This window comes from Paraburkholderia kirstenboschensis (assembly GCF_904848585.1).
Lineage (GTDB): Bacteria > Pseudomonadota > Gammaproteobacteria > Burkholderiales > Burkholderiaceae > Paraburkholderia > Paraburkholderia kirstenboschensis.
Genome location: NZ_CAJHCR010000002.1, coordinates 491,119 through 512,785 on the forward strand (window position 1 = coordinate 491,119; position 21,667 = coordinate 512,785).

The window sequence follows — 21,667 nt, forward strand, 5'->3', positions numbered from 1 at the left end:
CGCTTTAATCCGCTTTAATCTCCGAGCTTCAGTCCTCGATTCTTTCCAGGCCTTCCGCGCTGCGGTCCGCGACACCTGCCCAGGCGCCGGCCGCGAGCCCCATCTGAGCGACCTCTTCCACCGTCAACGGCGCAAGCTGCGCGCACAGTGCGGCAAGCTCGTCCCACGAGCCGCTTTCCAGCGCCTCGACGGTGTCCAGCAACAAACCGAGCGCGCCCTCGCGTTGAAGAATCGCCGCCTGAATCGGACGCGACAGCGTGAGCACATTCAATGTGCTTTCGAGCGAGCCGCCGAACACCGCGTCGACGAATGAAAACACACCGGTGAGAAACGCCGCGTCGGCTTCGTCGCGGCCGGCTTCCGGCAAGCGTTCGATCGCCAGTTCCATGAAACGCGCGCGGGTCGCCGCGAGTTGCAGCAGCGGATCGTCTTCGAGCGCGACCTTGCGGCCGTCTGCATACAGCAGCAACTGGGTCCAGCGTGCGATCCGGTCGGTGCCGGTTGCGTTGATCGCCTCGCGCAGCGTGGTCACCTTATGACCGACTGCCAGCCCGCTGGAATTCGCGAGCTTCATCAGATGCATCACCAGCACGGGGTTGAGCTTGAGCTCCGCTTCGAGCTGCGCGACAGTCGGGTCGCCCGCGAGCAGTTGCAGGAGATTCAGCAGCGCATGGCGCGGCGCGCTGACGCGCCGGGTCAGCGCGGTTTGCGGGCGTGCGAAGAAATACCCCTGGAAGCGGTCGAAGCCGAGGCCCTGCGCCGTTTCGAAGTCGGCTTGCGCGTCGAGCCCCGATGCGATCAGCAGCTTGCCCGCCGACTTGAGCACGCTCGTCAGCTTCGGCAACAGCGCGGCGGGTGCGCGCGTGATGTCGATCTTGATGGCCTCCGCATAGGGCAGCAGCTTCGCGAAAGTCTCGTTGGGCTGCGTCACTTCGTCGAGCACGAAACGATAGCGCCGGCCATGCAAGAGCACGATGCGCGCAATCAGTTCCTCGTCGACTTCCAGGTTGGGCGGGAGTTCGAACAGGAAGCGCTCGGCGGGCAACCGCTCGATCGCGTCGTCGAACAGCATGTCGCGGCTCATGTCGATGTACGCCGGATGCCCGGTCAGCGCGCCGCGCACATTGCTCTGGGTGAGGCCGCGGATAATTGCGCGCGCCACGCGCTGCGCGGGCGTGGGCGCCCGGCCCGCCCTGCCGCTGGCGTCGTCCGCGTTGCTGTCAGCGTCGGCGTCGAGGTCGAGGTCCGGTAGCGGTTCTGCCGGCATTTCCGGCGCGCGTATCTTGAGCTCGTAACCGCACAGCATGCCGTCCCGATTGAGGATGGGTTGCCGTGCGAAGCTGGCGTTCAACTGCTCATCGTCCGTGGCGCCCGCATGGCCCGGATTTTCGACTGCAATGGTGCTCATTCTGGTCCCCCGCGAGGCGCCGCCCCGGCGCTTGTTGCTGTTATGGCTGTCTTATCGCTGCTGCTTATTGTTGCTGCCTTATTGTTGCTGCCTTATTGCTGCCGCTTTATGCCCGTCTTATCGCTGTCCTGGCATCACCACCGTACAGATTGCGCCTGATTTATCGTTTGCGACGGCAGCGCGTCCGGCGATTCTAGCGCAGGCAGTCTTGCACGGGCATGTCGAGAAAACAATATCAGCAAAAATTTCGTAAGCGCGGAAAACGCGGTCTTCTGACCTGGAATAAAAACGGCCGCAACTAGCGGCCGTTCATCTTAGGCGCGGCGATACGTTACTTGAGCACCACCTTCACATCGAAGTACTTCGCCGCGAAACGGTCGATCGTGCCGTCTGCCTTCAGTTCCTTCAGCGCCTGGTTCAATGCGTCCTTCAGCGCCGCATCGCCCTTGCGGATGCCGAAGCCGACGCCCGCGCCGAGCAGTTTCTCGTCGCTGACAGCCGGACCCGCGAATTCGAAGCCCGCGCCTTGCGGCTTCTTCAGAAAGCCCTTGGACGCAGCCTCGGCGTCCTGGAACGATGCGTCGAGACGACCGGACGCGAGGTCCGCATAAATCTGGTCTTGCGTCTGATACGGCACGACGTCGACACCCGCGGGCGCCCAGCGCGCCTTCGCGTACGTTTCCTGGATCGTGCCCTGCAGCACGCCGACATGCTTACCCTTTAACGACGCGGGCGTCGGCAGCAAGCCACTGCCCTTCTTGGCGATCATCTGATTCGGGATCGTGTAGATCGGGTCCGTGAAATCCACTGCCTGACGACGCTGGTCCGTGATCGTCATGTCCGAGTTGATCGCGTTGAATTTGCGCGCCTGCAACGCGGGAATGAGACCGTCGAACGAATTCTCGACCCACACGCACTTGGCCTTCAGCTTCGCGCAGACAGCATTGCCGACGTCGATGTCGAAACCCTGTAACTCGCCCGACGGCGACTTCGATTCGAACGGCGCATACGACGCTTCTACACCGAAGCGCACTTCCTTGATCTCTGCCGCCGCTACGGTGCCTGCCGTTACTGTCGCTGTCGCCGTTGCCGTCGCGAATAGCGCGAGCGCGGCCGTGTTTCGCCAATTCATCTTCATTGCGGGTGTTCCTCTACGGTATTGAACAAGACGGAGCCGAATCCGGACAGGCATGATTGCCGCGCCAAAAATGCGATTCAAACTCGTGCGGCCGATGTGGTGCAGCGCAGCAGCCGCGAGGCGGGGATTGTACAGGCGGGCGCGCCGCGCCTGCGGGCAACTGCGTCAAGGCGCTAAGCGGAACGCAGATTCAAGCGCACATGCAAAGCCGCAACTTGATGTCGCGTGCACGCAAAAACATCAGCGCCGATGCGGCCGCCGTTCATGCGAATGGCGCCGTTAGACGAGCTTCGACAACGTGTCGTGCGTGGTGTCCACTACCATCAACCCGGCACGCAAGCCGGGCTTGACGGTCGCGTTCGGGAACACCAGCCGCTCCTCGTCGTGTTGCACGACGTAGCGATAGTCGCCATCGCGTGCGAGCAACGTGCCCTTGCCGAACGGCGTGAAGTTGGCGACATCGGGCGCGACCAGCAATTCGAACGCTTCACTGTGCTTTGTGATCTGATCGATCACCGTGAAGGCGCGCGGCAGTTCCGCACGCGTGCGGCCATTCGTGCCCGCGAGTAGATGACGCAACGCCTCGTCGGCGCCGGCAAAACGCGTCAGGTCGTTCTGGCCGAACGGGCGCACTTTGCCCAGCTCGAGCGTGCAGGCTTCGGCTTCACACGCTTGCGCGGTGAAATGCGAGTACGTATTGCCCTTCGTGGTGTGCAGCAGCACGGCACTGATGCGCGCCTCTGCGAGCCACTCGAACATCGCGCGCGAAAACGGCCTGCCGGTATGCGGCAGCAACGCGAAGCGCTCGAACGCGGACGCGCGGATTGCCGTGTGCATGTCGATATGCCACCGTGCTCCAGGCTGCCGCGATGCGGTGGCGAAGAACTGCGTCGCCGCCTGTTCGAGCGCGGCCGCGCGTGGCGCTTCGTAACTGTGCGGCAGTTGCAGATGCCGGCCGCTGAAGAGGCGATTGAGGTCGTCGTCGCGATAACGGCACGCGTCGCGCATTGCATCGACATTGCCGAGAATCACCAGAAGACGGCACGTCAACGCGGCCTCGCCGCGCGCTATGTCGCGCACGAGATAAGACAGCAGTTCGATCGGCGCGGTCTCGTCGCCATGCACGCCCGCCGAGGCCAGCACGCTGCGCGTGTCCGCCGCAAGTACCGCGGGCTCCATCAACAGAACGCCGTCGTCGAGCCACGACCAGCGCACGCCGCCAGCACACGTGCCCTGTGTTTCGTTCGCGGAAGGCAGCGTGCCCGCGAGCGTGTACGAGAGGAAATCGTCCAGCATCGCGGGCTGCGCGTAGCGCTCAGCGCTGAAAGTCATAGAGCGACCCGAGTCCCAGAATCTGCGTCAGTTCGTCGAGTGCGCTGCGCGATTCGACGAGCAGTTTCGGATCGGCAAGATCGGCGGGGGCGAGACGGTCGCGATAATGCTTTTCGATCCACGAATCGAGCCGGCCGAACAAGGTGTCGTCGATCCACACGCCTTGTGTGACGGCCGCGCGTTCCGCATCGCTCAACACGACACGCAGGCGCAGGCAAGCAGGACCGCCACCGTTTTTCATGCTTTCGCGCAGGTCGAACACGAGCACGTCGTCGATAGGACCCGTATGCGATGTCAGGTCGTCGAGGTAAGCGGCCACGCGGGGATTTTCGCGGCACTCCTGCGGTACCACCAGAACCTGCTTGCCGTCGGGGCGCGTCAGCAACTGGCTGTTGAAGAGATACGACGAGACGGCGTCTGCCACGCTCACCTGCGCGTCGGGCACTTCGATCACATTGAACTGAGCCCTCAGACCCGCGAGCTTCGCGCGCAATTCGTCATACACCGCGTTCTGCTCGACGAACGCAAGCTCGTGACAGAACAGCGTATTGCGATTGCCGACCGCGATCACGTCGTTATGAAACACGCCCGCGTCGATCACCTCCGGGTTCTGCTGCGCGTACACCGTGGCCTCGTCTTGCAAACCGTGACGGTGCGCGACCGCGCGGCTCGCCTCGAACGTTTGACGCGCGGGAAAGCGCTTCGGCTCCGGCCCGCGACGATACTCGCTGCGGCCATACACGAAGAATTCGACACCACGGGTGCCATATTCCGAACAGAAGCGCGTGTGATTCGCCGCGCCTTCGTCGCCGAGCGCCGGCGTGCCGGGCAGCGCCTCGTGCACCGCGAAGCGATCGGCGTCGCTGAAAATGGCGCGCAACGTGCGGCGCGTCGATTCGTGCTCGATCGCGCGATGCAGCTTGCTGCACAGATTGGCCGGCGTGAAATGAACGCGGCCGTCGTGCGTGTCAGCGGACGGACTCACCGTCGCCGCATTCGCGGTCCACATCGCCGACGCCGAACTCGCCGCGGCCAGCAACTCAGGCGCGTTCCTCGACACGCGCTCGATCACCGTCGCGTCGTCGCCGGAAAAACCCAGCTCGCGCAACAGACGCATCGACGGACGTTCCTGCGGCGGCAACACGCCCTGATGAAAACCGAGATCGGCCAACTGCTTCATCTTGCGCAGCCCCTGCTTCGCGGCCGCCTTCGGATTCGCAACCGACTTCTCGTTGTTCTGCGACGCGACGTTGCCGAACGACAGCCCCGCGTAGTTGTGCGTCGGGCCGACCAGACCGTCGAAATTGGCTTCAGTGGCTTGCATCGTCGATCCTTAGAATTGGAGGCCCGGCGAGACGCTCGCGGGCATTTGCAGTTGCGCGCTTTCGACGGAAGCCATCGGGTACGCGCAGTAGTCGGCCGCGTAATAGGCGCTTGGCCGGTGATTGCCCGAACGGCCTGGGCCGCCGAACGGCGCACCCGACGAAGCCCCATTAGTCGGCCGGTTCCAGTTGACGATGCCCGCGCGGATGGTGCGCTGGAAATGCGTCCACAGCGATTCGTCGTCGGCGAGCAGTCCTGCGGACAGGCCAAACTCCGTGTCGTTGGCTTTTTCGAGCGCTTCGTCGAAGCTGCCGTAGCGGATGATCTGCGCGAGCGGTCCGAAATGCTCCTCGTCGGGCAGATTCTTCACAGCGCTCACGTCGAGAATGGCCGGCGTGACGAAGCCCAGCTTCGGATCGCGTTGCTCCATCTTCAACAACGCGTGTGCGCCGTCGGCAAGCAAACGCTCCTGCGCCGCGACGAGCCGCGAAGCGGCGCGCGCCGAAATCACCGCGCCCATGAAAGGCTGCGGTTCGGCGTTGTATTCGCCGACGCTGATGCGCGACGTCACTTCTACAAGGCGCGCAAGGAAGCGCTCGCCGAACGCGTCGTTGGGCACGAAGATACGGCGCGCGCAAGTACAGCGCTGTCCCGCTGACAAAAACGCCGACTGGATGGTGTGATGCACGGCGGCGTCGAGGTCCGCGACCGGGCCGATCACGAGCGGATTGTTGCCGCCCATCTCCAGCGCAAGCACGATCTCCGGACGTCCACCGAATTGCTTGTGCAACAATGTTCCGGTGTCCGAACTTCCTGTGAAAAACAGGCCGTCGATCTGCCGGTGATTCGCGAGCGCAATGCCCGTGTCCTTTTCACCCTGCACGAGATTGAGCACGCCGGCGGGCAAGCCCGCGTCGCGCCACGTCTGCACGGTAAGCGCCGCCACGCCGGGCGCGAGTTCCGACGGTTTGAAGACGACCGCGTTGCCTGCGATCAGCGCCGGCACGATATGCCCGTTCGGCAAGTGACCCGGAAAGTTATACGGCCCGAACACCGCCACCACACCGTGCGGGCGATGCCGCAATACCGCTGTGCCGTCTGCCATCGGCGAACGCTTTTCGCCAGTGCGCTCGTTGTACGACTGAATAGAAATCTCGACTTTCGCAGCCATCGAGGCCGCTTCGGTGCGCGCTTCCCATAGAGGCTTGCCGGTTTCGCGGCCAATCGCTTCTGCGAGCGCCTCCTTGCGTTCGGTGACGAGCGCGGCGAAGCGGCGCACTACCGCGCACCGCTCGTCGAGGCTCGCTGCGGACCAGGTTGCGAACGCGCGGCGCGCGCTGCGCACCGCGCGGTCCACGTCGTCCGCGGAGGCGCTATTGCCTTCCCACACCGTCGCGCCCGTGCCCGGATTGCGCGACGCGAATGCGGGTCCTGTGCCGGCGGCCCATTCGCCGTCGATGAAAAGCTCGCTCATGATCATCCTTGTTTATGTTTCAGCGACAGCACCCGAACCTGGTCGCCTGCGTTGACGCCCAGCGCCGACGCTTCTCTCGCATTCATGCGGAACACGCCGTCTTGCGGCACGCCCGCCGCCACGCCTACGCGAAAATCGCCGAGCGACGTGTTCGACACCATCGAGCGCGGTGCATCCTGCGCCGCGCCCGCCGGCACGTCGGCAATCTCGACCGGCACCAGCACGCTTTCGCGCACCGTGCGCAAGTCGGCGATATGGCATTCGAGCACCGGACCGGCATCGAAAATATCGACGTGGTTTTCGTAACGCAGCCCTTCCGCTTCGAGCATGCGGCGCGCCGGAATCGTGTCGTTATGGGTGAGGCCGACGCATTGCTGCGCCTCTTGCGGCAACAACTCGACATACACTGGGTAGCGCGGCATCAGTTCGGCAAGAAACGCTTTGCGTCCATGCGAACTTAGATAGTCGGCCGCGTTGAAATCGATCTGATAGAAGTGCGAGCCGACCGCGCGCCAGAACGGCGACGTGCCTTCCGCATCGAAATGCCCGCGCAATTCCGCACATAGGCGCTGCGGAAAACGCTCACGAAACTGCGCGAGAAACATGAAGCGCGAGCGCGATAGCAAGCCGCCCACACCGCTCGTGCGATATCGCGGACTCAGAAACAGCGAACACACTTCGGCATAACCGGTCAGGTCGTGCGAGATGTTGAGCGCGCGCATGCGCGTCCAGATGCCCAGGTCCTGGCTCGCGTGCACCACTGTGCTCACGCGATAGTTGTAGAACGGCTGTTGCAGACCGACTGCCGCTTCGATTCCGCACACACCGGCCACGTCGCCGGTTGCCGTGTCTTCCATCACGAAGAAGTAGCCCGCTTCATGGGGCTCGGCCTTGTCTTCCATCGTGCGGCGCGCACGTTCGACTCGCGCCGCAAGTGCCTCGCGATCCGGCTTGAATGTGGTGAGCCCCGGCCCCGTTTCCTGCGCGAGCCGCATCAACGCGTCGACATCGCCTCGTTGCACCACGCGAACGACGATCATTGCGCGTCTCCCGATTGTTCATTCGTTTCCGGCCGATGCAGCGGCACGCAGCGCACCGTATCGCCGTCCTGCACGCCGAGCGCCGCACGCGCCGGCTGCGCAAGCGGCGCGCCTTCGTTCCTCGCCGTGGGCAACTCGCCGAGCACACAGCGGAATTGACCGTCCGCGCCATTGTGGGCGATCAGATACGTCGAGCCGTTGGCCCCGGCCGCCGCCTCGTGCGCCACCCGCGTTTCGTTGTGGGTCACGCAGGCGCTGCGATCCACCTGTGCGGTGAGCACCGGGCCCGCATCGAAGATGTCAATGAAGCGATCGGTCTCGAAACCCTCTTCAAGATGAATTTCGTACGCGAGCAGAGCCTTCGAATCCGGCTCGCCGAGCACACGCTGCGCCGCTTCCGGCAGCAACGGCACATAGATTGGGTACGTCGGCATCACTTCGGCGATGAACGTTCTACTGCGCCCGCCCGACTCGATTTCGATGTCGGCGAAATTGCGGCCGAAGAACTTGCGCCCCACCGCTTCCCAGAACGGCGACACGCCGTTTTCGTCGGTGACGCCTAGCAGCAGCGAGAACACCTCGGGCGTGAAGCGCTTGCGATTGGCCGCGATATACATCATTCGCGCGCGCGACATGAGATGCGCGGCGGCGTCCCCGCGCAGCGACGGGTCGATGTAGTAGCCCGCGAGCCGGCTCTTGCCGGTCAGTTCATGCGACATGGTGAGCGCGTGAATCTTGCGGTTCACGTGCAGTTCACGCGATGCATGAATCAGCGCGTCGTTGCGAAACGCATAGAACGGATCGGAGTAACCCGCGGCGGCGACGATGCTCGCCGTGCCCATCAGCTTGCCGCTCTCCGAATCTTCGAGCACGAACAGATAGAATTCCTCGCCCGGAAAATCGACCTCCGCGCGAAACGAGTCTTCCGACAACGCGACGCGTGCTTCGAGCGCGCGCCGGTCGTGCGGTAGCGAATGCAGCACCGGTTGCGCGGTGCGCGCCATGTGTTCGAGCGCATCGAGATCGGCGAGGCGGCCGGGGCGTACGAAGAGCATCATCGTTCCTGTTGAATGTGACGCATGAACCCATGCGAAGCGTTCGAACCGCCGTTCACTTGGACGCGGCTTCGGCCTTCGCGCCGACCACGTCGGCGATAGCTTTGGCGAGACGCTCGAAGCCCTCGTTCATGTCGTCGAGCGGCATGATCAGCGACGGCACGAAGCGCAGCACGTCCGGTCCTGCCATGAGCATGATGACGCCATGCTGGCCGGCCGCCGTGACGAAGTCTTTCGCGCGACCCTTGTAGGCGTCGGTCAGTTGCGCGCCGATCAGGAGGCCCTTGCCGCGCACCTCGTCGAACAGGCCGAAGCGCTCGTTGAGCTTCGCGAGGTGGCCTTTCAGCACTTCGCTGCGGGTACGCACGCCTTCGAGCAGCTTCGGATCGCTGACCAGCTCGACCACTTTTTCCGCGATGGCGGAACCGAGCGGATTGCCGCCGTAAGTCGTGCCATGCACGCCGACCTTGAAGTGCGCGGCGAGTTCGTTCGTGGTCAGCATCGCGCCGATCGGAAAGCCGTTGCCGAGCGCCTTCGCGGTGGTCAGGATGTCGGGCGTGACGCCCGTGTCCTGATACGCGTAAAAGTAACCGCTGCGGCCGACGCCTGTTTGTACCTCGTCAAAAATCAGCAGGGCGCCGTGCTGATCGCAGGCTTCGCGCAGCGCCTTGAGGAACGCCGGATCGGCGGGGATCACACCGCCTTCGCCCTGAATCGGCTCGACGATGACCGCGCAGGTCTTCGCGCCGATCGCCTTTTTCGCGGCCTCGATGTCGTTGTACGGCAAGTGAACGATGCCTTGCGGCACCGGCCCGAAGCCTTCCGAATACTTCGGCTGACCGCCCACGCTGACGGTGAAGAACGTTCGGCCATGGAACGACTGCGTAAACGAGATGATTTCGAATTTGTCGGCGCCATGACGCTCGAATGCGACGCGGCGTGCGAGTTTCAACGCGGCTTCGTTCGCTTCCGCGCCCGAGTTCGCGAAGAAAGCGCGGTCGGCGAACGTCAGTTCTTCGAGACGCCTCGCCAGACGCAGCACCGGCTCGTTGGTGTAGCCGTTACCGATGTGCCAGAGCTTGCTGCCCTGCTCGTGCAAGACTTTCAGCAGTTCGGGATGCGCATGACCGAGCGCGGTGACGGCGATACCGCCGGCGAAGTCGATATAGTCGCGGCCTTGCGTATCCCAGACGCGTGAGCCGAGACCGCGATCCGGCACGAAGGCGGCGGGTGCGAATACCGGCACCATGACTTCGTCGAAGGTCTTGCGTGTCACAGTCAGGTCGTTCATGGCAAATCCTCGTTACAGGTGAGAGGTAGTACAGGTAGTGTAGGAAACCGCACGCGTTACGTCTTGCGCATACGCGACGCTTTCTATGAGGTTCGGCCCGCGCCGCGGGCGGTAAGCCCGCCAGCTTCGCCGCGCGGCCAATCGGCTGCGGCCAGCGAGCCGCGCCCGGCCGCCTTTCAATCGCCCCTATCCGGCGGCTCGATCAGCGCACCCGCGCGCGGCTCGCTGGCCGCAGCGCCGCTTGCGCCGGTCTGTTTGTCGATCCAGTTGCGGCGGTCCTCGCGCGGCGTGACGCCGAAGCGTTCGCGATAAGCATTCGAAAAATGCGCCGCCGACGAAAACCCGCAAGCCAGACTGATCTGCACGACCGACTTGCTGGTGCGCTGCAATTGCGTGCGCGCCTTCGAAAGGCGCAGGCCAAGATAGTATTTGGACGGCATCGAGCCGAGATACTGGCGAAACAGGCGCTCCAGCTGGCGTCGTGAAACGCCGACGAGACCCGCGATTTCGTCGGTGGTGAGCGGATCTTCGATATTCGCTTCCATCAGCAACAACGCATCGTTCAGGCGCGGATGACGCTCGCCGGGCGCTGTCACGAACGGTATGCGCTGACGCTCCTCGCCCGCGCGCAACACGCCTACGCCGAGCGTATCCGCAATGCGATCCGCGAGTTCCGGACCGTGCTCGCGGCCGATCATCGCGAGCATGAAGTCGACGGTCGCCTGACCGCCCGCGCAAGTGGCGCGATCGCGGTCGATTTCGAAGATCTGCTGGGTGACGATGGAGCGCTCGAACTGCTCGGAGAACTGCTGATACGTTTCCCAGTTCACACTCACGCGATAGCCGGACAACTGGCCCGCCATCGCGAGCCACCACACGCCGTGATGAATGCCGGTGACGAGCGGCGTGCGTTGCCCGACGCGCGACAAACTGGCGAGAAACAGGCGGTAGTCGGCGAATTGCTGAAACCGTTCGCTGACCACGATCAGCCAGTCGCACACAACCGCGTCGCCGAAGGCCGCGTCGGCGGGCCATTGAGCGCCGCCCGCAAGCGGCACCGCGCGGCCGTCCCACGAGCACACCTGCACGCGGTACAGCGCGCGGCCGTCGATTTCATTGGCGAGATTGAGCGCGTCGACAATCGGCCCGACGCCCGACATCGACACAGGCGGCAATGCCACGATTGCAACCTGCATGGTGCGCGCGGGGCTGGACGTACGAGCCATCGGTTAAATAGAAATCGGCGAGCGTTACTTCAGGCTGCCGGAGAGGAACTGCTTGAGCCGCTCGCTGCGCGGCGAGCTCAGCACCTCGGCGGGCAGACCTTCTTCTTCCGTGCGGCCCTGATGCAGGAACATCACATGGTTCGACACGTTGCGCGCGAAACCCATTTCGTGCGTGACGACGATCATCGTGCGCCCTTCTTCGGCGAGCTTCTGCATGACCTTCAACACTTCGCCGACCAGTTCGGGGTCGAGCGCGGAAGTCGGCTCGTCGAACAGCATCACGTCAGGGTCCATTGCAAGTGCACGCGCGATCGCCACGCGCTGCTGCTGACCGCCCGACAGGTGCGACGGATACTGTTTTTCCAGACGTGGCGCGAGGCCCACTTTCTCGAGATATTCGCGCGCGCGCTCCTCGGCTTCGCGACGCGGCAAACCGAGCACATGAATCGGCGCCTCGACGATGTTCTCGATCACGTTCATGTGCGCCCACAAGTTGAAGTGCTGGAACACCATCGCGAGCTTCGTGCGGATGCGCTGCAATTGCTTGTGATCGGCCACTTCGAGATTGCCCGCGCGGTCGGGTTTCGTCTTGACCGCTTCGCCGTCGACGATGATCTGCCCGGCGTTCGGCCGCTCGAGAAAATTAATGCAGCGCAGGAAGGTGCTCTTGCCCGAGCCGCTCGCGCCGATGATGCTGATCACGTCGCCCTTGTTCGCATTGAGCGATACGCCCTTGAGCACTTCGTTGTCGCCGTAGCGCTTGTGGATGTCCTGCACGGCGAGCTTGCAAGCTTCGGTTTGCGTGGTGTGGAGCAAGATGCTCTCCCTGTGAAAATACGGATCGAACGTCGACGGCGCGCTTGTATCGCACCGCCTGCTGCAAACACGGCGCGCTCAATGCGTGCGCACCGCCAGGTAGCCGAGCCAGTGACGCTCGGCGCGGCGGAACAACGCGACGAGGGCGAACGACACCACGAGATAAATCAGCGCCGCAAGGCCGAACGCGTCGAACGATTGATAAGTGGCCGAATTCGCGTCGCGCGCCACCTTCAGAATGTCCGGCACGGTGGCCGTGAACGCGACCGTCGTGGCATGCAGCATCAGGATCACCTCGTTACTGTACAACGGTAAAGCGCGGCGCAGCGCGGACGGTATCACAATGCGCCGGTACATCGTGAACCAGCTCATGCCGTAGGCGCGGGCCGCTTCCACTTCACCGTGCGACGTCGAGCGGATCGCGCCAGCAAAGATCTCGGTGGTGTACGCGCAGGTGTTCAGCGCGAACGCGAGAATCGCGCAGTGAAAACCGCTGCGAAAGAACGCATCGAGCAGTTGATGCGAACGCACGAATTCGAGGCTATACATGCCGGTATAGATCAGCAGCAATTGCACGTACAGCGGCGTGCCCCGAAACACGTAAGTGTAAAGACGCACCGGCGTGGAAAGCCAGCGCTTCCTCGACACGCGCGCGACTGCCAGCGGAATCGCGAGACAGAAGCCGATACCGACGGACGCTACCAGCAGCCACAACGTGACCGCAAGGCCGGATATGCGCTGACCGTCCCAGTAGAGGAACGCGCGCCAGAACTGATTGAGAATGTCGATCATGGTCTTAAAGCTCCGCGTGCCGCACGCCGATCGAATAGCGGCGTTCCAGCCAGATCAGCGCGAGGTTAGAGACAGTCGTCAGCGCGAGATAGATCAGCGCAGCGATCAGAATGAAGAAGAACATGTTGAAGGTGCTTTTACCCGCGTCCTGCGCGGCCTTGACGACATCCGCGAGACCGATGATCGACACCAGCGCCGTCGCTTTCACGAGCACCTGCCAGTTGTTGCCGATGCCCGGCAGCGCGAAACGCATCATCTGCGGAAACAGGATGCGTGCGAACACGCGCACGCCGCTCATGCCGTAAGCGCTGCCCGCTTCGAGCTGGCCGCGCGGCACCGCGAGAAACGCGCCGCGAAACGTCTCGGTGAAGTACGCGCCGTAAATGAAACCGAGCGTCAGCACGCCCGCCACGAACGGGTCGATGTCGAACTGCGGCAGATCGAGCGCGTCGGTCAGATTGTTGACCCCGATCTGGATGCTATAGAAGAGCAGCAGCATCAGCACGAGGTCCGGCACCGAGCGGATCAGCGTCGTGTAGCCGGTGGCGAGCGCGCGCAACGGCCGGTTAAACGAGAGTTTCGCCGCCGCGCCCGCGAGGCCGAGCACCACGGCGGCTGCGAGCGAGAGGACCGACAGTTCGACCGTCTGGATCGTGCCGGCCAGTAATACCGGACCAAAGCCGTATAGCACCACGCGTGTCTCCATCCAGGTTCGTTGAATTCCTATGGATGTCGTCGGCTCGAACGCCCCGACTCATCCTGCATGGCGCGCAGTCTCGCAAGCGAAAATTAAATTCTCAAAGGCGGCCGTGGCATTTGCTGCGACGCAACAAACCCGAGATGACGGCGTCGCACGGCCGACGGCGCTTGGTACGGGGGCGCCTCGAGCAATACGACGAGCAGCGCGGGCAGCCGTGGCCGCCGCGATTTCGCAAGTTTGAGGTCGCTTTTTCGATAGAGGGCGCGGGCTTCGCGCGGAGCGAAGGGCCGCACTCAAGCGCGGCGTAGGGGCGCATTGCGCGCCGCTGCTATTCGATGCCGAGCCGCGCGCGAATTGCCGGCAGCATGTATTCGACTGCCGCGCGCCCTTCCTCGATGGCCGGCGCCGCGCGGTGAAAGTCAAAAATGCCCATGCCGCCCAGACGCGGCTGGATCAGAATGTCCGCAGGCTCGCCGGCGAGGCGGCTGCGGGTAATCCGAACCTGCATGATGTCGATGCTTTGCGCGATCGAACTCAGCATTGAAGGCACGCGCGCGCTCGGTGGGGGCGGCACGCGAACGTCGTCGGTGACGCGCTCCTCGGCGGGTGCGAGCCAGCGCGGCCACGGCTTGCCGTTACGGCGCAGCGACACGGGCGGCGGTGCGGTTGGATCGATAGACGGGGTGTCCACCACCGCGCCGCCGAAATCGCGGCCGTTGAGAATGTCGTTGTTCAGATCGACGGCGATCACACAGTCCGCCCGCATGCCGCGCGCGACCGACACCGGCACCGGATTACTGAGCCCGCCGTCGACGAGCCATACGCCGTTGTGCCAAACCGGCGTGAAAATGCCAGGAATCGCAATCGACGCGCGCACCGCGTCGACCACACTGCCGTCCTGCAGCCAGCTCTCGCGGCCCGAGTCGAGTTCGGTGGCGACCGCCGCGAACGGCATGTTCAACTGCGCGATCGAACGGCCGTTGAACTTGTCGGCGAAAAGCTGGATGACCTTGCGCCCGCCAAGCAGCCCGCCCGAGAGGCGCAAGTCGAGCAGTCGCACGACCGTCTGCCACGTGAGGCGCGACACCCACTCCTCGAGCCAGTCGAGATCGCCGTTCGCATACACCGCGCCGACCAGCGCGCCGATCGATGTGCCGCACACCACGTCGGGCTTGATGCCAGCATCGTGCAGCGCGCGAATCGCGCCGATATGCGCCCAGCCGCGCGCCGCGCCGCCCCCCAACACCAGCCCGATACGGCTGTATCGACGTCGACGTATCATGATTCCCCGCCTTCCATTCGTCTGTCTTGTCGTTGCTTCTAGCGCCCGCGCACCACGTCCGAGCGCGATGTCGTGTACACCTTTCTGTTCTGGTCGAAGTGCACGTTGAAAATGCCTTCTTCCGTCACGCCGCCTTCGCGCCACTTCCAGCTCCACACCGTCTCCGGCTTGAGCGGGAATACCGCGATTTCGCCCGGTTTGCCGAGCAGGCGCCGCACTTCGTCCTCGCTCATGCCGATGCGGATCTTGCCGAAGTTCGCCGCGGTCAGCACCTGCGTGATGGATTGAAGCTTACCGTCACGGTCGATGTCGACCATGTACGTATTCAGACCTTGCGGACCACGTGGATATTCGAAGCGTTTCGAGCCGTCCGTATAGGTGCGCTCGGTTTCGGGCTTGCCCATCTGCTCACGGATCTGCGCTTCGGTCGTGACGCCCGGCGTCATGTTCTTCAGCAGCAACGCGTCGGGCTTCACGGCGTTGAAGAATTCCTTGATCTTTTGCACGGCGCGCTCGCTCTGTTGGTCGTCGCAAGCAGTGAGCGCGATGCACGCGGCCAGCATGGCGGCAATAGGCAATTTCAGGCTCACAGCGAATTTCCTGTATCGATGCGAGCGCGACTGTGCGCACCGCTCGTGTAGTGATTCACCAAAGGGACTTCCTTTGGAACGCGCTACAGGATAACCGCGTGCGGCAAAAACCGCGAGCGAGCGCCGGTGCGCCAAAACCGGGCGATGCCGGTGCTGGCGTGCGAAAAACGCGGGACGTTAGGCACTTTTTGGAGGATCAGGCTGTCTGTGGGAGATTTATTGCAAACAGCAACAGACGCAACAGAAAGCAAAAAGGCGACGCTGTGCGAAGCGTCGCCCGGGCTCGTGGCGGCAATGAGGTCCTGCACCGGTACGGTAGGTACGTCGGCAGCAGCAAGGGACACGCGGAAAGACGGGACTGTGGAAGATGCCAAAGACCGGGGCGACAGCGTGGACGACGCGCAGCGGTCCGGTTCCGACGCGGCGATGAACGACCTTGGCCGCTCACCTTGCGCCATCGCCGGAAGTGGCGAACCGCTGCTTGTTCGGCCGTCCTGGTCCCTCGATAAGTCTTCCAAGTGACGTTAATCTAACGGGATCGGACGGTTTAGACGAGAGCGCGTTTACACCGAATTTGCAGAGGATTTCGTCGCGAGAGAACGATCAAGGCAATGAAAAACTGCGGTCGAAACTCGCACGCACATCCAGATGCGCGCGAATTACGTTGGCCGCCTCGTAGGTGTCGGCGGTGCGCTGCTGCGCGGCCACGACGCTATCGTCTATGGCGACCGGATGCACCTGACCGCGCTGATAAACGGTCTTCAACACGTCGGTCGGCAAGCCGGTGACGCGCGACTGCATCGCCGCGACTTCGTCGGGGTGCGTGAGCGCCCAGCGCTGACCCGTCGCCACGCGCCGCAGAAAGTCGGCTAACTGCGCCCGCTTGGCCGCAATCGCGGCCTCGGTCGCGACCTGATAGCTAAGCCCTTCCGACAGACCCACGCCGTTCGCGATGATGCGGTCGTGATCGCGCGACTCGCCAAGCGCCGTGTACGGGTCCCAAACCGACCACGCATCGACGCTGCCCGAAGCGAGCGCGGCCTTTGCGTCGGCCGGCGCGAGGAACACAAACCTGACGTCGCTCGCGGACAGATTCGCTTTCTTCAGTGCGGCGAGCGCGAGAAAGTGGCCGATGGAGCCGCGCGTCGTGGCAAGGCGCTTGCCCTTCAGATTCGCGACCTCGGTGAGCGGCGAATGCGGACCGACCACGATGGCGAGATCGAGCGGATTGGACCGGGTCGCGGCGACGGCCCGCACGCGCGCGCCGGCAGCGAGCGCGAATACGAGCGGCGCGTCTCCGAGTCCGCCGACATCCACGGCACCTGCATTCAACGCTTCGCCAAGCGGCTGGGCTGCCGGGAAGTTGAACCATTCGATCTTGTACGGCAAGTCTTTCAACTGGCCCGAAGCTTCCAGAATGCCGCGCGTTTGCAACGATTGATCGCCGACCTTGAGCACGGGCAGATCCGCAGCATTTGCTGACGTCGCGCATAGCAGAGCGGGAATCGCCAGCACAGCGGCGGCGAGCGGTTTGACAAGCGTGCGTTGCAGCGCGGAGAGCGTCGCGAAAAGAGAACCGGATAGCGTCATGTGGAAGGCCTGCGAATGAGTTTCCAGCGACGATAAGCGAGCGGCCCGTATAAGACAAACGCATTATTCTTCTATGCAAATATGCGAATTTTTATTACGCGCGACGCTTGAAAAAACGGCGACGCGCCTATCATCGGGCGCATGAACCATCTCACCGCTCATTATGAAGATCGACGAAATCGACGCCTACGTCACCGTTATTCGCTGTGAGTCACTGCAGCAGGCAGCGCTCACGCTTGGCCTCACGCAACCGGCCATCACGCGCCGCCTGCAGAATTTCGAGGAAGCGCTCGGCGTCGAATTGCTCGACCGTAACACGCGTCCCCTGAAGGCGACGGCGACCGGCCGGGTCGTCTACGAACAATGCCGCGTGATTCAGCGCGAACTGGACGTGCTGCGCGAAATCGTCGCGACCGATACGCCCCCCGTCGGCACGCTACGCGTAGGCGTGGCGCAAACCATCGCCGACATCGCGCTCGGCGAAGCGCTGCGCGTGGTGAAAGCGGCTTACCCGGAGTTGCAGGCGCGCGCGTCGACCGGCTGGGGCAGCCAGTTGTTGCAACGTCTCGAAGATGGCGAACTCGACGCCGCCGCGATCCTCCTGCCTGCCAACAAAACCTTCGGCGACGCGTTGTCGGCGCGCTCGCTTGGCCGCATCAAGCTTGCGGTGGTGGCGCGCAAAGGCCTGCTGAAAAAGCGCGTGCATACGCTTGCGCAATGCCAGTCGACCGGTTGGGTTCTGAATCCCGATGGCTGCGGTTTCCGCGACGGCCTGCAGCGCGCGCTGACGGGCCTCGGTCTCGCGCTCAAGCTGAATCTGGAAACGCTCGGCACGGAATTGCAACTGCAGCTTGTCGCGGATGGTCATGGCTTAGGGCTCGTACCCATGCCGCTGCTGGTTGGCAGCGCTTACGCGGATAAACTCGACGTGGTGACGATCAGCGACTTCAAGCCGCTGATCGATATGTGGCTCGTGCACCCGCGTGTGCTCGGCAAATTGCAGCAGCCGGTCGAGCGGTTCGGCGCGGCGATCGAACGGCAATTCAAGGAGGCCCGCACGCAACGCGCGGCTTGAAGCGTGTCTGCGTGTCTGCGTGCTTGCTGTCTTCGTTGGTTCGTCGTTGGTTCGTCGTTGGTTCGTCGTTGGTTCGTCGCTGGTTCGTCGCTGGTTCGTCGCTGGTTCGTCGCTGGTTCGTCGCTGGTTCGTCGCTGGTTCGTCGCTGGTTCGTCGCTGGTTCGTCGCTGGTTCGTCGCTGGTTCCTGGTTCAGCCCGCGTTGCACGGCAGTGGCAGCGCGGGCTTGAACGCCAACGTCAGATCACATGGAATCCATGCGTGCCGTCGCGAGCCAGTTGCGCGACGAGCCCATACTCCCACTCGAGATAGGCGTTCATTGCCTCGCGTGCGTTATCGGTGCCTTCATACGGACGCCGATACCGATCGATGCGCGGCGACGCCAGCCGCGTCTCGCCGCTCTCCACGGGCAGACCCGCTTCGATCCACGCCGCCGTGCCGCCCGTGAGCACCTGCACCGGCTTGCCGGTCAACGCCGCCAACTCGGGCGCCGCGAAGCGCGCGAGCAGACTGCTGCCGCATGTGAGCACATAACGCTGTGCGTCCGGCAGCTTATGCACCGCCTTCTCCAATTCGCTGCGAATCGCGAACCACGCGCCTGGAATATGACGCTTCACATAGTTCGCGCTGCTCGTGACATCGAGCACGACCGTGCCGGGCGACTGTAGGAGCGCGGCGAGTTCCGCAGGCGCGATTTCGTCGGCGCCGGGTGGCTGGGGCGCGAGGCGCGCGGCAGGGGCCGGGCCTTTTTCGGCGAAGTCGGCGGCGGTCAGACCGTCCACCACGTATACCTCGATGTTCATCTGCGCGAGCCACGACGCAGTCATGTTCGCACGCACGCCGTCGCTGTCCGCGAGAATCACGCGCGCACCGCGCACTGGCGCGAACATCTCGGTTTCCTGCACGAGCTGGCCGCCGGGCGCGTGGCGAAAGCCCGGTACGTGGCCCGCTTCGTATTCCTCTGGCGTGCGCACATCGAAGCGGTACACGGTGCGCACCGCTTCGTCGGCCCAGCGGCGCGCTTCGTCGCGTGACGTGCGCCCCACTTTCGCGCGATCGGCGACCGCCCGCGCGCCGTCGGCGGCGACGAGACGCAGTGCATCGTCGACTACGGGATGCGGCCGTCGCGAACTGCCGTGCGCGAGCGGCTGCCCGGCGAGCGTCCAGCCCATGGTGCCATTGCGCAGCGCGGCGACCGGGTTCGGCACGCCCGCGTTGATGAGCGACTGCGCGCCGATGATGCTGCGCGTGCGCCCTGCGCAATTCACGATGATCCGCGTCGTGGGATCGGGCGCGAGCTCACGCGCGCGCAGCACCAGTTCCGCCCCAGGCACGCTGATGCTGCCGGGAATATTCATCGTCTGATATTCGTCGAAACGGCGCGCGTCGAGCACGACCACGTTTTCTTCGCGATCGAGCAGCGCCTGCACCTGCTGCGCCGGCAGCGACGGCGTGTGGCGCACGCTTTCCACCAGTTCGCCGAACGCTTTGCTCGGCACGTTGACGTCCTGGAACAGCTCACCGCCGGCCTTGCGCCAGCCTTGCAAACCGCCTTCGAACAGCGCGACGTCGGTGTAGCCGAGGCTCCTGAGGCGCTCCGCCGCACGGGCGGCGAGCCCTTCGCCGTCGTCGAGCACGACAATGGGCACAGCGCGGCGCGGCAAGCGCACCGGCGCATCGAGTTCTAGCCGCGACAGCGGCAGGTTCGCGGCGAACAACGGATGACTGCGCGCGTGCGGATCTTCCTCGCGCACATCGACGAGCGCGATTTCCTCGCGTTCGAGCAGTGCGCGGCGCACGTCTGCATAAGATCGGGTACGTAAATCTTTTTCGAATGTCATGAGATCGGGGACTCCTTCGACACATTCCAGATGTTCGGCAACACGTCGTTCGAATAGCCGGACACAAAATTTTTGCGGCCACCGCCGCCCGGATACACGGAGCGGCTCACCGCTCCGATATTTCCACCGTACACGTGAATGCTGATCGACGTACGGTCACCAAATGCATTGCTCACGCGATGAATATCGCCGATGCGCGGCGACACCGCATCCACGGCGCCCGTATCGAGGCGCCGCGGCGCGCCCTCTTCAACCAGGTCGCCATGCGGCGCGACACGGTAATGCTGCGCAATTTCCGCGCCACGCAGCACGCCGATCAACCCCCACACCGTATGGTCGTGCACGGGCGTCGCCTGCCCCGGCCCCCAGACGAAACTGACGATCGAAAAACGCTGCCGCGAGTCCGCATGCAACAGAAACTGCTGGTAGCGCTCGGGGTCGGGCCGCGCGAAAGCATCGGGCAGCCAGTCGTCGTGCGCAATCAGTTCGCGCAGCGCGGCACCGCCCGCTTCGAGCAGCGCGGCTTCGGGCGTTTCGTCGTCGACGAGCGCCGCAATACGGCCGACGAACGCGCGCAGCCGGTCAGGCCTCAGAGTCTGGGTCATGGGTAGCTTGACAGAATAGTGAGGAAGTTCGGCGCGCGGCAGGCACTAGTCGCTTCGCGCACCTGCATCAAGCGCCGCGTTGAGGAATCGGGTCCAAAGCGGTGCGAGTTCGGCACGCCGCTCGATCGTGGTCGCGCCGCTGTCGCCCGCCGTTGCCCGATATCGGCCGATATCGCCGCGATGTCGCCGGGCCACAGCGGCGCTGCGATGAAACCGTGAGACACCCGCGAAGACGCTCAGGTCAGCACGTCGGGCTCCGCTTCCACGAGACCTTCGAGCAGGCTCTGGAAGGCGAACACGGCGCCGTTCGCGCGGCCCACCTGCTCGTGCGTGAGCGCGGCCATCTCATGGGGAATGGCTTGGGGCGCGCCGGCCGCTTCGGCGAGCAATTGCGCGTGACAGGCGTTGTCGAGCGCGATGTACCACCAGGCCGCCGCCTCGACGCTCGGACCCGCCGTCAGGATGCCGTGGTTCTTCAAAATCACCGCCTTGTTCCCGCCGAGCGCCGCAGCGATGCGCGCGCCTTCATCGGTATCGAGCACGACGCCGCGAAAATCGTCGAACAATGCGTGGTCCTGGTAGAACGCGCACGAATCCTGCGTCAGCGGATCGAGCTTGCGGCCAAGCGTGGACCACGCCTTGCCGTACAACGAATGCGTGTGCGCCGCCGCGACCACCTCGGGACGTGCCTCGTGAATCGCTGCATGAATTGCAAAAGCGGCCTGATTCACCGGCCCCTCGCCGACCACGATCTCGCCTTGCGCATTGACGAGCAACAGATCGGATACGCGGATGCGACTGAAATGCTTGCCGAACGGATTAACCCAGAAGTGATCGGGCCATTCCGGATCGCGTGCGGTGATGTGACCGGCAAGCCCCTGATCGAAGCCGTAGCGTGCGAAGAGCCGAAACGCGACCGCGAGCCGCTCCTGACGGTAACGGCGCTCTTCGGCGACGCCTTCGCGCGGCGGCACGTCGTCGAACCAGAACTTGCGCAGCGGTGCGTGGCGCTTCAATGTCGATGGTTCGCCGCCGGGCGCAAGACGTTCGCCGGTCGGACGTGCGTGAGAAAGATCGGTCATCGCGCCTCC

At 63.9% G+C, this 21,667-nt stretch carries 19 protein-coding genes; 1 reads left to right on the forward strand and 18 read right to left on the reverse strand.

Translation table 11 applies throughout. The features are described 5' to 3' along the window. Positions 1–28: 28 nt before the first annotated feature. From JMY24_RS08780 to JMY24_RS08850, 15 genes are all read right to left on the reverse strand, one after another. Complete coding sequence (locus JMY24_RS08780) at positions 29–1,408, reverse strand: EAL and HDOD domain-containing protein (RefSeq protein WP_201701842.1); 1,380 nt, start codon at positions 1,406–1,408, stop codon at positions 29–31. 331 nt (positions 1,409–1,739) lie between these two features. Continuing rightward, complete coding sequence (locus JMY24_RS08785; protein WP_128594805.1) at positions 1,740–2,546, reverse strand: ABC transporter substrate-binding protein; 807 nt, start codon at positions 2,544–2,546, stop codon at positions 1,740–1,742. A gap of 279 nt (positions 2,547–2,825) precedes the next feature. After that, a complete protein-coding gene (gene astE, locus JMY24_RS08790) occupies positions 2,826–3,878 on the reverse strand; it encodes a succinylglutamate desuccinylase (protein ID WP_128594804.1) in 1,053 nt (350 codons plus the stop codon). Next, positions 3,862–5,202, reverse strand: a complete 1,341-nt coding sequence (astB, locus tag JMY24_RS08795) for an N-succinylarginine dihydrolase (RefSeq protein ID WP_128594803.1) — start codon at positions 5,200–5,202, stop codon at positions 3,862–3,864. The genes astE and astB overlap by 17 nt, the downstream gene beginning before the upstream one ends. A 9-nt stretch (positions 5,203–5,211) precedes the next feature. Further along, positions 5,212–6,675 (reverse strand): succinylglutamate-semialdehyde dehydrogenase, encoded by a 1,464-nt coding sequence (gene astD, locus JMY24_RS08800; RefSeq protein ID WP_201701844.1) that lies wholly within the window; start codon positions 6,673–6,675, stop codon positions 5,212–5,214. Between the two features lie 2 nt (positions 6,676–6,677). Further along, positions 6,678–7,715 carry an arginine N-succinyltransferase gene (gene astA / locus JMY24_RS08805; protein ID WP_128594801.1) on the reverse strand — a complete coding sequence of 346 codons (1,038 nt, stop codon included), beginning with the start codon at positions 7,713–7,715 and terminating at the stop codon, positions 6,678–6,680. Then, entirely contained in the window at positions 7,712–8,770 is a 1,059-nt protein-coding gene (gene aruF, locus JMY24_RS08810) for an arginine/ornithine succinyltransferase subunit alpha (RefSeq protein WP_128594800.1), read from the reverse strand. Before aruF ends, astA begins: the two co-directional genes overlap by 4 nt. Before the next feature lie 55 nt (positions 8,771–8,825). After that, positions 8,826–10,061 (reverse strand): aspartate aminotransferase family protein, encoded by a 1,236-nt coding sequence (locus JMY24_RS08815; protein ID WP_128594799.1) that lies wholly within the window; start codon positions 10,059–10,061, stop codon positions 8,826–8,828. Between the two features lie 176 nt (positions 10,062–10,237). Continuing rightward, entirely contained in the window at positions 10,238–11,287 is a 1,050-nt protein-coding gene (locus JMY24_RS08820) for a GlxA family transcriptional regulator (RefSeq protein WP_201701846.1), read from the reverse strand. A 24-nt stretch (positions 11,288–11,311) separates the two neighbouring features. Continuing rightward, positions 11,312–12,103: an ABC transporter ATP-binding protein gene (locus JMY24_RS08825; protein WP_201701856.1), complete on the reverse strand. Its 792-nt coding sequence runs from the start codon at positions 12,101–12,103 to the stop codon at positions 11,312–11,314. A gap of 78 nt (positions 12,104–12,181) precedes the next feature. Continuing rightward, positions 12,182–12,895 carry an ABC transporter permease gene (locus tag JMY24_RS08830; protein WP_128590816.1) on the reverse strand — a complete coding sequence of 238 codons (714 nt, stop codon included), beginning with the start codon at positions 12,893–12,895 and terminating at the stop codon, positions 12,182–12,184. Between the two features lie 4 nt (positions 12,896–12,899). Beyond that, positions 12,900–13,589 carry an ABC transporter permease gene (locus tag JMY24_RS08835; RefSeq protein WP_128590814.1) on the reverse strand — a complete coding sequence of 230 codons (690 nt, stop codon included), beginning with the start codon at positions 13,587–13,589 and terminating at the stop codon, positions 12,900–12,902. Positions 13,590–13,923: 334 nt separating this feature from the next. Beyond that, the gene (locus JMY24_RS08840) at positions 13,924–14,877 is read right to left on the reverse strand and encodes a patatin-like phospholipase family protein (protein ID WP_128590813.1); all 954 of its coding nucleotides are present in this window, start codon (positions 14,875–14,877) and stop codon (positions 13,924–13,926) included. A 38-nt stretch (positions 14,878–14,915) separates the two neighbouring features. Then, the gene (bamE, locus tag JMY24_RS08845) at positions 14,916–15,467 is read right to left on the reverse strand and encodes an outer membrane protein assembly factor BamE domain-containing protein (protein WP_193414888.1); all 552 of its coding nucleotides are present in this window, start codon (positions 15,465–15,467) and stop codon (positions 14,916–14,918) included. 603 nt (positions 15,468–16,070) lie between these two features. Then, positions 16,071–17,057, reverse strand: coding sequence for an ABC transporter substrate-binding protein (locus JMY24_RS08850; protein WP_128594798.1), 987 nt, complete (start codon positions 17,055–17,057; stop codon positions 16,071–16,073). 163 nt (positions 17,058–17,220) lie between these two features. Here JMY24_RS08850 and JMY24_RS08855 point away from each other — a divergent pair, with 163 nt between their 5' ends. Further along, positions 17,221–18,132, forward strand: coding sequence for a LysR family transcriptional regulator (locus tag JMY24_RS08855; protein WP_201701858.1), 912 nt, complete (start codon positions 17,221–17,223; stop codon positions 18,130–18,132). A gap of 237 nt (positions 18,133–18,369) precedes the next feature. On the opposite strand, the gene JMY24_RS08860 is transcribed toward JMY24_RS08855, so the two are convergent. The 3 genes from JMY24_RS08860 to JMY24_RS08870 all read right to left on the reverse strand — a co-directional run bounded on the left by JMY24_RS08860 (position 18,370) and on the right by JMY24_RS08870 (position 21,658). After that, complete coding sequence (locus JMY24_RS08860) at positions 18,370–19,971, reverse strand: rhodanese-related sulfurtransferase (protein WP_201701860.1); 1,602 nt, start codon at positions 19,969–19,971, stop codon at positions 18,370–18,372. After that, entirely contained in the window at positions 19,968–20,576 is a 609-nt protein-coding gene (locus JMY24_RS08865) for a cysteine dioxygenase family protein (RefSeq protein WP_128589877.1), read from the reverse strand. Before JMY24_RS08865 ends, JMY24_RS08860 begins: the two co-directional genes overlap by 4 nt. Positions 20,577–20,812: 236 nt before the next feature. Then, positions 20,813–21,658: a class II aldolase/adducin family protein gene (locus tag JMY24_RS08870; RefSeq protein ID WP_236597350.1), complete on the reverse strand. Its 846-nt coding sequence runs from the start codon at positions 21,656–21,658 to the stop codon at positions 20,813–20,815. Positions 21,659–21,667: the final 9 nt, after the last annotated feature.